This is a genomic window from Xanthomonas sp. BRIP62415 (genome assembly GCF_003993515.1).
Taxonomy (GTDB): domain Bacteria; phylum Pseudomonadota; class Gammaproteobacteria; order Xanthomonadales; family Xanthomonadaceae; genus Xanthomonas; species Xanthomonas euroxanthea.
In genome coordinates this window covers 318,324-332,302 of record NZ_QEZH01000023.1, presented here as the reverse complement: position 1 = coordinate 332,302, position 13,979 = coordinate 318,324, and the positions used below count along the sequence as shown (strand labels likewise).

Annotated in this window: 11 protein-coding genes and 1 tRNA gene; all 12 read left to right on the top strand. The window is 63.0% G+C overall.

The features are described 5' to 3' along the window. Window position 1 precedes the first annotated feature (1 nt). The 12 genes from nuoF (at window position 2) to nusA (ending at window position 13,913) form a co-directional block, all read left to right on the top strand. Window positions 2–1,336: an NADH-quinone oxidoreductase subunit NuoF gene (gene nuoF / locus EO141_RS09070; protein ID WP_024937978.1), complete on the top strand. Its 1,335-nt coding sequence runs from the start codon at window positions 2–4 to the stop codon at window positions 1,334–1,336. After that, the gene (gene nuoG, locus EO141_RS09065; RefSeq protein WP_127169012.1) at window positions 1,333–3,567 is read left to right on the top strand and encodes an NADH-quinone oxidoreductase subunit NuoG; all 2,235 of its coding nucleotides are present in this window, start codon (window positions 1,333–1,335) and stop codon (window positions 3,565–3,567) included. Before nuoF ends, nuoG begins: the two co-directional genes overlap by 4 nt. Beyond that, entirely contained in the window at window positions 3,564–4,655 is a 1,092-nt protein-coding gene (gene nuoH / locus EO141_RS09060; RefSeq protein ID WP_104581965.1) for an NADH-quinone oxidoreductase subunit NuoH, read from the top strand. The genes nuoG and nuoH overlap by 4 nt, the downstream gene beginning before the upstream one ends. Window positions 4,656–4,658: 3 nt before the next feature. Next, window positions 4,659–5,147 carry an NADH-quinone oxidoreductase subunit NuoI gene (gene nuoI / locus EO141_RS09055; RefSeq protein ID WP_102584828.1) on the top strand — a complete coding sequence of 163 codons (489 nt, stop codon included), beginning with the start codon at window positions 4,659–4,661 and terminating at the stop codon, window positions 5,145–5,147. Window positions 5,148–5,151: 4 nt separating this feature from the next. Next, window positions 5,152–5,814, top strand: a complete 663-nt coding sequence (locus EO141_RS09050; RefSeq protein WP_180497024.1) for an NADH-quinone oxidoreductase subunit J — start codon at window positions 5,152–5,154, stop codon at window positions 5,812–5,814. Then, on the top strand, window positions 5,811–6,116 hold the full coding sequence (gene nuoK / locus EO141_RS09045) for an NADH-quinone oxidoreductase subunit NuoK (RefSeq protein ID WP_006450557.1): 306 nt from the start codon (window positions 5,811–5,813) through the stop codon (window positions 6,114–6,116). The genes EO141_RS09050 and nuoK overlap by 4 nt, the downstream gene beginning before the upstream one ends. Window positions 6,117–6,123: 7 nt before the next feature. Continuing rightward, on the top strand, window positions 6,124–8,298 hold the full coding sequence (gene nuoL, locus EO141_RS09040) for an NADH-quinone oxidoreductase subunit L (RefSeq protein WP_127169011.1): 2,175 nt from the start codon (window positions 6,124–6,126) through the stop codon (window positions 8,296–8,298). Between the two features lie 20 nt (window positions 8,299–8,318). Continuing rightward, a complete protein-coding gene (locus tag EO141_RS09035) occupies window positions 8,319–9,821 on the top strand; it encodes an NADH-quinone oxidoreductase subunit M (protein WP_104581967.1) in 1,503 nt (500 codons plus the stop codon). Window positions 9,822–9,857: 36 nt separating this feature from the next. Next, window positions 9,858–11,318: an NADH-quinone oxidoreductase subunit NuoN gene (nuoN, locus tag EO141_RS09030; RefSeq protein WP_104581968.1), complete on the top strand. Its 1,461-nt coding sequence runs from the start codon at window positions 9,858–9,860 to the stop codon at window positions 11,316–11,318. Window positions 11,319–11,519: 201 nt separating this feature from the next. Continuing rightward, window positions 11,520–11,596, top strand: a tRNA-Met gene (locus tag EO141_RS09025). Window positions 11,597–11,806: 210 nt separating this feature from the next. Then, a complete protein-coding gene (gene rimP, locus EO141_RS09020) occupies window positions 11,807–12,397 on the top strand; it encodes a ribosome maturation factor RimP (RefSeq protein WP_104648008.1) in 591 nt (196 codons plus the stop codon). A gap of 4 nt (window positions 12,398–12,401) precedes the next feature. After that, a complete protein-coding gene (gene nusA / locus EO141_RS09015) occupies window positions 12,402–13,913 on the top strand; it encodes a transcription termination factor NusA (protein WP_016903006.1) in 1,512 nt (503 codons plus the stop codon). The last annotated feature ends 66 nt before the right edge of the window (window positions 13,914–13,979 follow it).

Here is a 13,979-nt window from a genome sequence, read left to right as displayed (position 1 = left end):
CATGGCACATCATCACGCACCCTCAGGCCCGGTCGGTCCGGCGCCGTTGCCGCATCAGGTCGTCTACACGACGCTGCACTACGACACCCCGTGGTCGTACGAGAGCTATCTGAAGACTGGTGGCTACGCCGCGCTGCGCAAGATCCTCGAAGAGAAGATCGCGCCGGCCGACGTCATCGAGATGGTCAAGGCATCCAACCTGCGCGGCCGTGGCGGCGCGGGCTTCCCGACCGGCCTGAAGTGGTCGTTCATGCCCAAGGGCACGATGCAGAAGTACATCCTGTGCAACTCGGACGAATCCGAGCCGGGCACCTGCAAGGACCGCGACATCCTGCGTTACAACCCGCATTCGGTGGTGGAGGGCATGGCGATCGCCTGCTACGCCACCGGCTCGACCGTGGGCTACAACTACCTGCGCGGCGAGTTCCACCATGAGCCGTTCGAAAACTTCGAGCTGGCGCTGGCCGATGCGTATGCCAACGGCTGGCTGGGCAAGAACATTCTCGGCAGCGGCGTGGATATCGACATCTACGGTGCGCTGGGTGCAGGCGCCTACATCTGCGGCGAAGAAACCGCGCTGATGGAATCGCTGGAAGGCAAGAAGGGCCAGCCGCGCTACAAGCCGCCGTTCCCGGCGAACTTCGGCCTGTACGGCAAGCCGACCACCATCAACAATACCGAGACCTACGCCTCGGTGCCGGCGATCATTCGCAACGGCCCGGAGTGGTTCTTAGGGCTGAGCAAGACCAAGAACGGCGGCCCGAAGATCTTCTCGGTGTCCGGCTGCGTGCAGAAGGGCGGCAATTTCGAAGTGCCGCTCGGCACCACCTTCGACGAACTGCTGGAAATGGCCGGCGGCCTGCGTCCGGGCCGCAAGCTCAAGGGCGTGGTGCCTGGCGGCGTGTCGATGCCGGTGCTGAAGGCCGACCAGGTTGCCGGGCTGCAGATGGACTACGACACCTTGCGTGCACTGGGCACCGGCCTGGGTTCCGGCGCGATCGTGGTGCTGGATGACAGCGTCTGCTGCGTACGCTTTGCCTGCCGCATCTCGCAGTTCTTCCACAAGGAATCCTGCGGCCAGTGCACCCCGTGCCGCGAAGGCACCGGCTGGATGCATCGGGTGCTGGAGCGCATCGTCGCCGGCAAGGCCACGATGGAAGATCTGCACCAGCTGCGCACGGTTGCCGGCCAGATCGAAGGACACACCATCTGTGCCTTCGGCGAAGCGGCGGCGTGGCCGATTCAGGGCTTCCTGCGCCAGTTCTGGGACGAGTTCGAGTACTACATCGTCAACGGTCGTTCGATCGTCGACACGCACGTCGGAGTGGCCGCATGAGCGCCCAACCAGTGAACCCGAACGTGCCACCGGACCATGTCACCGTCGAGATCGACGGGCAGTCGCTGGTGGTGCCGAAGGGCTCGATGATCATCCAGGCCGCCGACAAGGCCGGCATCCCGATCCCGCGCTTCTGCTACCACGAGAAGCTGCCGATCGCCGCGAACTGCCGCATGTGCCTGGTGGACGTCGAAAAATCCCCGAAGCCGTCGCCTGCCTGCGCCACGCCGGTGATGGACGGCATGAAGGTCACCACGCGTAGCGAAAAGGCGCTGAAGTACCAGCGCAGCGTGATGGAATTCCTGCTGATCAATCACCCGCTGGACTGCCCGATCTGCGATCAAGGCGGCGAGTGCGAGCTGCAGGACGTCTCGCTCGGCTACGGCCGTTCGGTCAGCCGCTTCAACGAACGCAAGCGCGTGGTGCCGGACGAGGACATCGGTCCGCTGGTCGCCACCGAAATGACCCGCTGCATCCAGTGCACCCGTTGCGTGCGTTTCACTGCAGACATCGCCGGCACCTACGAGTTGGGTGGCATGTATCGCGGCGAAAACCTGCAGATCGGCACCTACGACGGCAAGCCGCTGACCACCGAGATCTCCGGCAACGTCATCGACGTGTGCCCGGTCGGCGCGCTGACCAACAAGGTGTTCCAGTTCCGTGCGCGTCCGTGGGAACTGATGGCACGCGAATCGCTCGGCTATCACGATGCGATGGGCTCGAACCTGTTCCTGCACGTGCGTCGCGGCGAAGTGCTGCGCACCGTGCCGCGCGAGAACGAGGCGGTCAACGAGTGCTGGCTGTCCGACCGCGACCGTTATTCGCATCAGGGCCTGTACGCCGAAGACCGCGCGGTCAAGCCGCTGAAGAAGGTCAACGGGCAGTGGACCGAAGTGAGCTGGGCCGAAGGTCTGGCTGCCGCGACGCAGATCCTGCGTGACAACGCCGGCGATCAGCTCGGTGTGCTGGTGCATCCGTCCACCTCCAACGAGGAGGGCGCGTTGCTCGCACGTCTTGCCGAAGGCTTGAACAGCGGCAATCTGGATCACCGCCTGCTCAATCGCGATTTTTCCGACGCTGCGGTGGCCGAGCCGTTTGCCACGCCGCTGGCCGAGATCGAGCACGCCGATGTGGTGGTGCTGTTGGGCACCAACGTGCGTCACGAGTTGCCGTTGCTGCATGCACGCCTGCGCAAGGCCAGCATCCAGAACGGGACGAAGATCCATTCGGTCAATCCGGTCGATTTCGATTTCGCCTTCACCCAGGCAAGCCGTGCGGTCGTTGCGCCGTCGCAGCTGGCCGGTGCGTTGGACGATGCGGCATTGCGCGATGCGGTCAAGGGCGCAACGCGCGCGGTGATCGTGGTCGGCGCACTGGCTGAAAATCATCCGCAGGCTGCTTCGTTGCGCGCTGCCGCACGCGATTTCGCCGCTGCAACCGGTGCCTCGCTGTGCCGGATCCCGCAGGGTGCGAACGCTGTCGGTCTGGTTGCGCAAGGTGTGTTGCCGACCGCGCGCGATGTCGCCGGCATGCTGGCGCAGCCGCGTCAGGCCTATGTGTTGTATGGCATCGAGCCGGGCCTGGATTTCGCCGATGCCGCCGCTGCACGCAGCGCGCTGGCCGGTGCCAAGGTAGTCGCGTTCAGCCAGTTCGCCTGCGCCTCGACGCGCGACGTGGCCGACGTGATCCTGCCGATCGGTGCACTGCCGGAAATCGACGCATCGCTGACCAATCTGGATGGCCGCGTGCAGACCGCACGTGCCGCCGGTCGCCTGCCGGTCGAAGCGCGCGAGGGTTGGCGCGTATTGCGTGCGCTTGGCGGCGAGCTGGGTCTGGCCGGGTTCGAATTCATCGATCTGGTCGGCCTGCGTGCCGGCATGCAGAACCGTCGCGTCAGTCCCGCTGCCTCGGCGCAGCCGGCTGTTAGCGGTGACGGGCTGGAGGTTGCCGCCACCGCTGCGATCTATCGCACCGATGCGGTGGTGCGTCGCGCCGCTGCGCTGCAGTCGCATCCGCTCAATCTCGCCCCGTGTGTGGCGATGCACCCGGAGCAGGCCGCGCAGTTGCAGGTCGGCGCCGGTCAGATGGTCAAGGTCGGCACCGATGCCGGTAAGGCAACGTTGCCGGTGGTGCTGGACAAGCGCGTCGCACCGGGCACGGTGTGGATCGAATCCGGCCATGGCGCAACCGCGCCGCTCGGTGCCGGTCGTGTAACGGTGGTGGCTGCATGAACGAATTGCTGTTGAACCTGGTCGATCCCTTGCACCAGTGGTTTGTCGGCCTGGGCGATGGCGGCATCGTGCTGTGGACCGTATTGAAGATCCTGCTGATCGCCGTGCCGGTGATCGTGTCGGTGGCCTTCTACGTGGTCTGGGAGCGCAAGCTGATCGGCTGGATGCATGTGCGTCACGGGCCGATGTATGTAGGCATGGGCATCTTCCAGGCCTTCGCCGACGTGTTCAAGCTGCTCTTCAAGGAGATCCTGCAGCCGAGCAGCTCGCACAAGGCGATGTTCATCATCGCGCCGCTGCTGACACTGGCACCGGCCTTCGCCGCCTGGTCGGTGGTGCCGTTCGATGCGCAGCTGGTGCTGTCCAATGCCAACGTCGGCCTGCTTTACCTGCTGGCGATGACCTCGCTGGGCGTGTACGGCATCATCCTGGCCGGCTGGGCATCCAACTCCAAGTATGCGTTCCTGGGCGCGATGCGCTCGGCCGCGCAGGTGGTCAGCTACGAGATCGCGATGGGTTTTGCGCTGGTCGGCGTGATGATTGCCTCCGGTAGCGTCAACCTGAGCCAGATCGTATTCGCGCAGGCCGGCAACTCCGGCTTCTTCGACTGGTTCCTGATTCCGCTGTTCCCGTTGTTCATCGTGTACTGGGTGTCGGGCGTTGCCGAAACCAACCGTGCGCCGTTCGACGTGGTGGAAGGTGAGTCGGAAATCGTTGCCGGCCACATGGTGGAGTATTCGGGCGGTGCGTTCGCACTGTTCTTCCTGGCCGAGTACGCCAACATGATCCTGGTCAGCTTCCTGATCTCGATCTTCTTCCTCGGCGGTTGGCTGAGCCCGATCCAGGGTTGGGTCAACGCGGATATCTCGCCGTGGATCGACTGGTTGTGGAAGGGTGGTTGGCCATGGCTGCTGATGAAGGTGTTCTTCTTCGCCAGCGCCTACATCTGGTTCCGTGCCAGCTTCCCGCGCTACCGCTACGACCAGATCATGCGTCTGGGCTGGAAGGTGTTCATTCCGCTCACGATCGTGTGGATCGCAGTGACGGCGTTGATGGTGTTTTACGGCGTGATCCAGAAGGGCGTGTAACCGATGAACAAGATCACCCATTACTTCAAGAGCCTGCTCCTGCTCGAACTGCTAGGCGGCTTGTGGCTGACGTTGAAATACACGTTCAAGCCCAAGTACACCGTGCTGTATCCAATGGAGAAGTTCCCGCAGTCGCCTCGCTTCCGTGGCCTGCACGCGCTGCGTCGCTATCCCAACGGCGAAGAGCGCTGCATCGCCTGCAAGCTGTGCGAAGCGGTGTGCCCGGCGCTGGCGATCACCATCGACTCGGCCAAGCGCGAGGACGGCTCACGCCGCACCACGCGCTACGACATCGACCTGTTCAAGTGCATCTTCTGCGGCTTCTGTGAGGAAAGCTGCCCGGTGGACTCGATCGTCGAGACGCACATCCTCGAGTACCACTTCGAGAAGCGTGGCGAGAACATTGTCAACAAGCCGCAGCTGCTGGCCATCGGAGACCGGTTCGAAGCCGAGATCGCCGAGCGTCGCGCTGCCGATGCCGCCTTCCGTTGAGGTCATGATGGACTGGGTCACTATTGCTTTTTACGCCTTCTCCGCCGTCGCGGTCGTGTCCGCCGGTGCGGTGATCAGCGTGCGCAACCCGGTGTACGCCGTGTTGTGCCTGATCCTCACCTTCTTCTCGATGGCATGCATCTGGTTGCTGGTTGGCGCCGAGTTCCTCGGCGTGACGCTGGTGCTGGTCTATGTCGGCGCGGTGATGGTGCTGTTCCTGTTCGTGGTGATGATGCTGGACATCGACACCAGCCGCCTGCGCGAAGGCTGGGTCAAGTACATGCCGGTCGGCGTCATCGTGGCGGTTGCCATGCTGGTGCAGATGGTCACCCTGATCGGCGTCAAGGCACGCAGTGCCGCGCCGTTCCCGGCCGACAATGCCGCTGCGCAGGCAGCCGATGTGTCGAACCTGACCTGGCTGGCCAAGACCCTCTACACCCAGTTCCTGCTGCCGTTCGAGTTCGCCGCGGTGATCCTGACCGTGGCCGTGGTGGCTGCCGTGATGCTGACCCTGCGCAAGCGCACCGGCATCAAGCATCAGAACGCTGGCGAGCAGTCGCGGGTGAAGGCGGGCGACCGTCTGCGCATGGTCAAAATGGCGGTTGAAAAGCCGGTACAGGTCGCGCCGACGCTCGATGCGACCGACGGACAGGAGGCGAAGTCTTGATTACCTTGGGCCACCTGCTTGGACTGGGCGCGGTGCTGTTCTGCATCTCGCTGGCCGGCATCTTCCTCAACCGCAAGAACGTCATCGTGTTGCTGATGTCGATCGAGCTGATGCTGCTGTCGGTCAACGTCAACTTCATTGCGTTTTCGCGCGAGCTTGGCGACCCCGCCGGTCAGTTGTTCGTGTTCTTCATCCTGACCGTTGCCGCCGCGGAGGCTGCGATCGGCCTTGCGATCCTGGTGACTCTGTTCCGCACGCGCCGCACGATCAATGTGGCCGAAGTCGATACGTTGAAGGGCTGACCTGTAGATGGAAATCACTCTCTCCAAGAGTCTGTTGATTGCGGTGGTGCTTGCACCGCTGGTCGGCAGCATCATCGCCGGCCTGTTCGGTCGCCAGGTAGGGCGCAAGGGCGCGCAGTACGTCACCATCCTGGGCGTGGCGGTCAGCTGCGTGCTGTCGTGCCTGACGCTGTATCAACTGGTGGAGCAGGGCGCCAGCCCGTTCAACCAGAACCTGTACACCTTCTTCGATGTCGGTAACTACTCCGCCCATGTGGGCTTCATGGTCGATCGCCTGACCGCGATGATGATGGTGGTGGTGACCTTCGTGTCGCTGCTGGTGCACATCTACACCATCGGCTACATGGAAGAAGACCCGGGTTACCAGCGCTTCTTCAGCTACATCTCGTTGTTCACCTTCTCCATGCTCACGCTGGTGATGAGCAACAACTTCCTGCAGCTGTTCTTCGGCTGGGAAGCGGTGGGTCTGGTGTCCTACCTGTTGATCGGTTTCTGGTTCAAGCGTCCGACCGCGGTGTTCGCCAACATGAAGGCGTTCCTGGTCAATCGCGTGGGCGACTTCGGCTTCATTCTCGGCATCGCCGGTGTGCTGCTGTGGTTCGGCTCGCTGGACTACTCCACCGTGTTCGCCAACGCGACCACCATGGCCGGTGCCAAGGTGCAGCTGTTCGCAGGCCACGAGTGGAGCGTGATGACGCTGATCTGCATCTGCCTGTTCATCGGCGCGATGGGCAAGTCGGCGCAGGTGCCGCTGCACGTGTGGCTGCCCGACTCCATGGAAGGCCCGACGCCCATTTCGGCCCTGATCCATGCCGCCACGATGGTCACCGCCGGCATCTTCATGGTCGCGCGCATGTCGCCGCTGTTCGAACTGTCGGAAACCGCGTTGAACTTCATCCTGTTCATCGGTGCAACCACGGCCTTCTTCACCGGCCTGATCGGCATCGTGCAGAACGACATCAAGCGCGTGGTTGCGTATTCCACGCTGTCCCAGCTCGGCTACATGACCGTGGCGCTGGGCGTGTCGGCCTATTCGGCGGCCGTGTTCCACCTGATGACGCATGCCTTCTTCAAGGCGCTGCTGTTCCTGGCGGCCGGCTCGGTCATCATCGGCATGCACCACGAGCAGGACATGCGCAAGATGGGCGGCCTGCGCAAGTACATGAAGGTGACTTACTGGACCAGCGTGATCGGTACCCTGGCGCTGGTCGGTACGCCGTTCTTCTCCGGCTTCTATTCCAAGGACACCATCATCGAGGCAGCGGCCCACCACGCCCACGAGTCGCATAGCTGGATCGCGACCTATGGTTACTGGGCAGTGCTCGGCGGCGTGCTGGTGACCAGCTTCTACAGCTTCCGTCTGCTGTTCCTGACCTTCCACGGCAAGGAGCGCTTCCGCGATGCCCATGCGCACGACGCCCATGCACACCACGACAGCGCGCATACCGATGCCGAGGCGCAGGTCCACGCGCACGACAGCCATGCGCACGACGCACATGCACACGACACGCATGGCCACGACGATCACGGCCACGGCCACCATGGTGCCCATGAGCCGCACGAATCCAAGTGGGTGGTGACGCTGCCGTTGATCCTGCTGGCAATCCCGTCGGTGGCGATCGGCTTCTTCACCATCGGCCCGATGCTGTTCGGCACCGACTGGCAGGGCCACCACGCCGCACATGCGATGAAGGGGCAGGCAATGTCGTTCTTCACCGGCATCGTCGACTTCTACGATCCTGCGCGCGACACCGTTGGCGCGCTGGCCGAGGAGTTCCATGGCCCGGTCGCCTTCGCGGTGCACGGCATGATGGCGGCACCATTCTTCCTGACGGTCGCCGGCCTGTTGCTGGCTGCGCTGTTCTACCTGTGGAAGCCGGAACTGGCGACCAAGTCGCGCAAGGCGTTCGCGCCGGTCGTGTGGCTGCTGGAAAACAAGTACGGCTTCGACAAGCTCTGGATCAATGGCTTCGCCGGTGGTGGCGTGGCTCTTGGCAAGGCGTCACGTGCCATCGATACCCATGTGGTCGACGGTGTCGTCGTCAATGGTTCTGCCCGACTGATCGACCTGGCTGCAAATCTGCTGCGTCGCACGCAATCCGGTTTCCTCTATCACTACGCCTTCGCAATGATCATCGGTTTGATCGCCTTGTTGGCGGTACTGATGCATTTCTGGCGTTGACCTGTACGGAATAAGAAAACGTGTCGAACTGGCCTTTACTGTCTATCTTGATCTGGCTGCCGATTATCGGTGGCGCCTTGATCCTCGCGTTGCGCAACGCCGAGACTGCCCGCTGGGCGTCCCTGGCGGTGGCGGTGGCGACCTTTGTGCTGAGTCTGCCGCTGCTGGGCTACGACACGGCCAATGACGCCATGCAGTTCATCGAACTGCATGCCTGGATCCCGGCCTACAACATCGGCTACAACCTGGGCGTGGACGGCATCGCGGTCGCGTTGATCGTGCTGACCACGCTGGTGACGGTGCTGGCCCTGATCGGTGCCTGGCGCTCGATCGACAAGCGTGTCAATCAGTACGTCGCTGCCTTCCTGATCCTGGAAGGCGTCACGGTCGGCATCTTCGCCGCCACCGACGCGATGCTGTTCTATGTCTTCTTCGAAGCCATGCTGATCCCGATGTTCCTGATCATCGGCGTCTGGGGCGGCCCGCGGCGTATCTACGCGGCGATGAAGTTCTTCCTGTACACCTTCCTCGGCTCGGTGCTGATGCTGGTGGGCCTGGTCTACCTGTACCTGAAGGGCGGCAGCTTCCAGCTGGCCGATCTGTACGCGCTGCAGCTGACCGCCAAGGAACAGACCTGGATCTTCTTCGCCTTCCTGATCGCGTTTGCGGTCAAGGTGCCGATGTTCCCGGTGCACACCTGGCTGCCGGATGCGCACGTGGAGGCGCCCACCGCCGGTTCGGTGATCCTGGCTGCGATCGCGTTGAAGATCGGTGGCTACGGCTTCCTGCGCTTCAACCTGCCGATCGTGCCGGATGCGAGCCATGAGTTCGCCTGGCTGGTCATTACGCTGTCGCTGATCGCGGTCGTCTACGTCGGCCTGGTGGCCCTGGTGCAGGACGACATGAAGAAGCTGGTGGCGTATTCGTCCATCGCGCACATGGGCTTTGTCACCCTCGGCACCTTCATCGCGTTCACCCTGGTGCGCGAGTACGGCAGCACCGACGCCGCCCGTCTGGGTCTGCAGGGCGCGATGGTGCAGATGATTTCGCACGGCTTCGTGTCCGGCGCGATGTTCTCCTGCATCGGCGTGCTGTACGACCGCATGCATACCCGCCGCATCGCCGATTACGGCGGCGTGGTCAATGTGATGCCCTGGTTCGCCACGTTCTCCATGCTGTTCTTCATGGCCAATGCCGGCCTGCCGGGTACCAGTGGTTTCGTCGGTGAGTTCATGGTGATCCTGGCCAGCTTCCAGAAGCATCCGCTGGTGGCCTTCGCTGCCGCCACCACGTTGGTGATCACTGCCGCCTACACGCTGTGGCTCTACAAGCGCGTGTTCTTTGGCGAGGTGGCCAACGCCCACGTGGCCGAGCTGAAGGACATCAATGGCCGTGAGGCATTCGTGCTGGGGGTGTTCGCCGTTGGCGTGCTAGCCCTGGGCCTGTATCCGAAGCCGTTGACCGATCTGATGGAACCATCGATCGCCAAGCTGGCTACCCAGATTGCCGCGACCAAGCTGTAACAGCTTGCCGTACGTTTTGATTTCCAGGATTTGATGATGACCACGCCAACGCTCGCGCCGTTGACCACCGCTGACCTGGCTCCGCTTGTTCCGGAGCTGGTGCTGATCGGCGGCGCCTTTGCACTGCTGATGCTCGACCTGTTCGTGAGCCAGCGGAACAAGGTCTGGACCCACCTGTTCTCCGTTGCCGTGCTTGCCGTGGTGTTCGCGCTGTTGGCGACCGGCACGGGCGGGCAGGGCGAGATCTTCCACGGCATGTTCGTGCGCGACACCGCGGCCGACGTGATGAAGACGGTGATCGTGCTGGTCAGTGGTCTGAGCCTAGTGTACGGCTGGACATACCTGCGCGAGCGCAATCTCTATCAGGGCGAGATCCCGGTGCTGGTGTTGTTCGCCACCGCCGGCATGATGCTGCTGACCTCGGCGGGCAGCCTGCTGATGGTGTACCTGGGCCTGGAGCTGCTCGCGCTGTGCTCGTATGCGCTGGTCGCCTCCAATCGCGACAACGGCCTGGCCACCGAAGCGGCGATGAAGTATTTCGTGCTCGGCTCGCTGGCCTCGGGCCTGCTGCTGTACGGCATGTCGCTGGTCTACGGCGCCACCGGCACGCTCAGCCTGAGCGGCATCCACGACGCGATCGAAGGTTCCAGCGAGCGCACCCTGCTGCTGACCGGCACCATCTTCATGATCGCCGGTGTGGCATTCAAGCTGGGCGCCGCGCCGTTCCACATGTGGTTGCCCGACGTGTACCAGGGCGCGCCCGCACCGATCGCCTTGTTCATCAGCTCCGCGCCCAAGCTCGCCGCCTTCGGCATGGCCTACCGTCTGCTTGAAGTCGGCATGGGCCCGCTGTCGCCGCAGTGGCATCTGTTGATCGGCGGCCTGTCGGCGGTGTCGCTGGTGATCGGCAACCTGATGGCAATTGCGCAGAGCAACCTCAAGCGCATGCTGGCGTACTCGACCGTCTCGCATATCGGCTTCCTGCTGATGGGCGTGGCCGGTGGCGGCGAAGAAGGCTATGCCGCGGCAATGTTCTACGCGGTGAGCTACACGATCATGTCCACCGCCGCGTTCGGCGCGATCATCGCGTTGTCGCGCAATGGCTTCGAAGCCGAGAACATCGACGACTTCAAGGGACTCAACGCGCGCAATCCGTGGATGGCCGGCCTGGTGCTGTGCATCATGGCTTCGCTTGCGGGTATCCCGCCGTTCCTGGGTTTCTGGACCAAGCTGGCGGTGCTGGGCGCTGCGGTCAACGGCGACATGCTGTGGCTGGCCCTGGTCGGCGTGCTCTGTGCAGTGATCGGCGCCTTCTATTATCTGCGTGTCATCAAGGTCATGTACTTCGACGAGCCGGTGGGCGAGCCGTTGCCCGCCAATAACGATCGTGTGCTGGGCACCGTGCTCGGGGTCAACGCGCTCGCATTGCTCGCACTTGGCCTGGCCTGGAGCCCGATCATGGTGTGGTGCCAGCGTGCGTTCGCAGGCCTTGCCTAAGTCACGCATGCCTGCATGACGTCGCGGCGCGTGCCTCACACGCGCCGTCGCTGGATGACTGCAATAAAGTCGTGATTGTTGTTTCGTTTTTGTTGCAATGCGGTTATCATTTGCCGCGACGTTGAAGACCCCAGGGTTTTCAATCGATGAAAAACTAGGGCTTGCAATTGCCGCTCAAGTTCTTCATAATTCCGCTTCTGCTGCGGGGTGGAGCAGTCTGGCAGCTCGTCGGGCTCATAACCCGAAGGTCGCAGGTTCAAATCCTGCCCCCGCTACCAAGTTTTGAAGTACTGCTTTAATGCAATGCCTTAGGGCAGTACTTCAGCTTCTTGGATCGCAAAGACGCATGTTCCCGTCTTTGCGCCGACCCTGAGAGGTCGGGCTTTTTTCACGCAAGGGGCCCATCGGGCCCCTTGTTTTTTCCGGAACCGGAAAGTTTGCTGCCGGTTGCCGGGGTTCTACTGGCAATCATCTGATCAGGGCAGTCTGTGAGCGAAAAAGCGACCGAAATCGCGAATCTGCTGAGTCCAACGGTTGAGTCCCTGGGCTTGGAACTGCTGGGTGTGGAATATCTTCCCGCTCCAGGTGGCGCCACGTTGCGCCTGTACATCGATGTGCCGCTGGCCGAACAGCCCGAGCGTGTGATCAACGTCGATGACTGCGAGCGCGTGAGCCGTGAAGTGTCGGCCCAGCTCGACGTCGAAGATCCCATCACCGGCAACTACACGCTTGAGGTGTCTTCGCCGGGTGTGGACCGTCCGTTGTTCACGCTGGAGCAGTTCGGCCGTCACGCCGGCGAGTCCGCCAAGATCGTGTTGAAGCTGGCGCAGGATGGTCGGCGCCGCTTCCAGGGCCAGATCGTGCGGATCGAGTCCGAAGCAGAGGCGGTGGTGTTCGCCATCGACGGCAAGGACGTGCAGATCGTCTTCGACAACATCGACAAGGCGCGCATTTTGCCGGATTGGGTCGCTCTGGGCCTGGCCCCGCAAAAACCGAACAAGCCCGGCCCGAAGAAACCCGGGCACGAGAAGAAGAAACCATCCAACGAGTCGGCGGCTGGCAAGCCGCGCGCGGAGTGACGAAATGAGCAAGGAACTTTTGCTGGTAGTGGATGCGGTGGCCAACGAAAAGGGCGTGCCGCGCGAAGTGATCTTCGATGCGATCGAGGCCGCGTTGGCTTCCGCAGCGAAGAAGCGCTATCCCGACCAGGACGTGCTGACGCGCGTGACCATCGACCACAAGGACGGTAACTACGAAACCTATCGCCGCTGGGAAGTGGTTGCCGACGATGTGGTGATGGAATCCCCGGATCGCCAGGTGCGCCTGATGGATGCCGTCGACGAGGCTGATGGCGTCGATGTGGGCGACTACATCGAAGAACAGATCGAAAACCCGGACTTCGGCCGCATCGCCGCGCAGGCTGCCAAGCAGGTGATCGTGCAGCGTGTGCGCGAAGCCGAGCGTCAGCAGGTGGTCGATGCCTGGAAGGACCGCGTCGGCGAGTTGATCACCGGTGTGGTCAAGCGCGCCGAGCGCGGCAATATCTTTGTCGATCTGGGCGGCAATGCCGAAGCCTTCATCCCCAAGGACAAGGGCATTCCGCGCGACGTGCTGCGGCCGGGCGACCGCGTACGCGGCTATCTGGCCGAAGTGCGTTCCGAGCCGCGCGGCCCGCAGCTGTTCATCAGCCGCGCCGCGCCGGAATTCATGATCGAGCTGTTCAAGCTCGAAGTGCCGGAAGTGGGCCAGGGCCTGGTCGAGATCAAGGCCTGCGCCCGCGATCCGGGCGATCGCGCCAAGATCGCAGTGATCGCGCACGACACCCGCACCGATCCGATCGGCGCGTGCATCGGTATGCGTGGTTCACGTGTGCAGGCAGTGTCCAACGAGCTCAATGGCGAGCGCGTGGACATCGTGTTGTGGAACGAGAACCCGGCCAACTTCGTCATCAATGCGATGGCGCCGGCAGAAGTGCAGTCGATCATCGTCGATGAAGACAAGCACTCGATGGATCTGGCCGTGGCGGAAGATCGCCTGGCCCAGGCGATCGGCAAGGGCGGCCAGAACGTGCGTCTGGCCAGCCGCCTGACCGGTTGGCAGCTCAACGTGATGACCGCCGACCAGGTGGCCGCCAAGTCCGAAGCCGAGCAGACCTCCGCGCGCCAGTTGTTCATGGATCGCCTGGAAGTGGACGAGGAAATCGCAGCGATCCTGGTGACCGAGGGCTTCAATACGGTCGAGGAAATCGCCTACGTGCCGGTCGGCGAGTTGCTGGCGGTGGAAGGCTTCGACGAAGACATCGTCGAAGAGTTGCGCGCCCGTGCCCGCGATGCGTTGCTCAACGCCGCGCTGGCAGAAGAAGAAGGCCTGGAAGGAACTCAGCCCACCGAGGACCTGCTGGCGCTGGAGGGGATGGACGAGGAAACGGCCTTTGCTCTGGCCGAGCACGGCGTGCGCACCAGCGAGGACTTGTCCGACCTGGCAGCGGACGAGATCGTCGACTTCGGCATCGAGGGCTTGACCCAGGAGCGCGCCGCGGCGCTGATCCTGGCGGCCCGCGCCGAGGAGATCGCCCGTTTGGAGCGCGGCGAATGAGCCGGCAATGAACCGCGCCCTGACCCCATCAGGGCTTAGAATCAGCGTTTCCCTTGCTCTGGGCGA

Coding starts and splice junctions, on each gene's coding strand:
- nuoF (WP_024937978.1), top strand. CDS start 2: ATGGCACATCATCACGCACCCTCAGGCCCGGTCGGTCCGGCGCCGTTG.
- nuoG (WP_127169012.1), top strand. CDS start 1,333: ATGAGCGCCCAACCAGTGAACCCGAACGTGCCACCGGACCATGTCACC.
- nuoH (WP_104581965.1), top strand. CDS start 3,564: ATGAACGAATTGCTGTTGAACCTGGTCGATCCCTTGCACCAGTGGTTT.
- nuoI (WP_102584828.1), top strand. CDS start 4,659: ATGAACAAGATCACCCATTACTTCAAGAGCCTGCTCCTGCTCGAACTG.
- EO141_RS09050 (WP_180497024.1), top strand. CDS start 5,152: ATGATGGACTGGGTCACTATTGCTTTTTACGCCTTCTCCGCCGTCGCG.
- nuoL (WP_127169011.1), top strand. CDS start 6,124: ATGGAAATCACTCTCTCCAAGAGTCTGTTGATTGCGGTGGTGCTTGCA.
- nuoN (WP_104581968.1), top strand. CDS start 9,858: ATGACCACGCCAACGCTCGCGCCGTTGACCACCGCTGACCTGGCTCCG.
- nusA (WP_016903006.1), top strand. CDS start 12,402: ATGAGCAAGGAACTTTTGCTGGTAGTGGATGCGGTGGCCAACGAAAAG.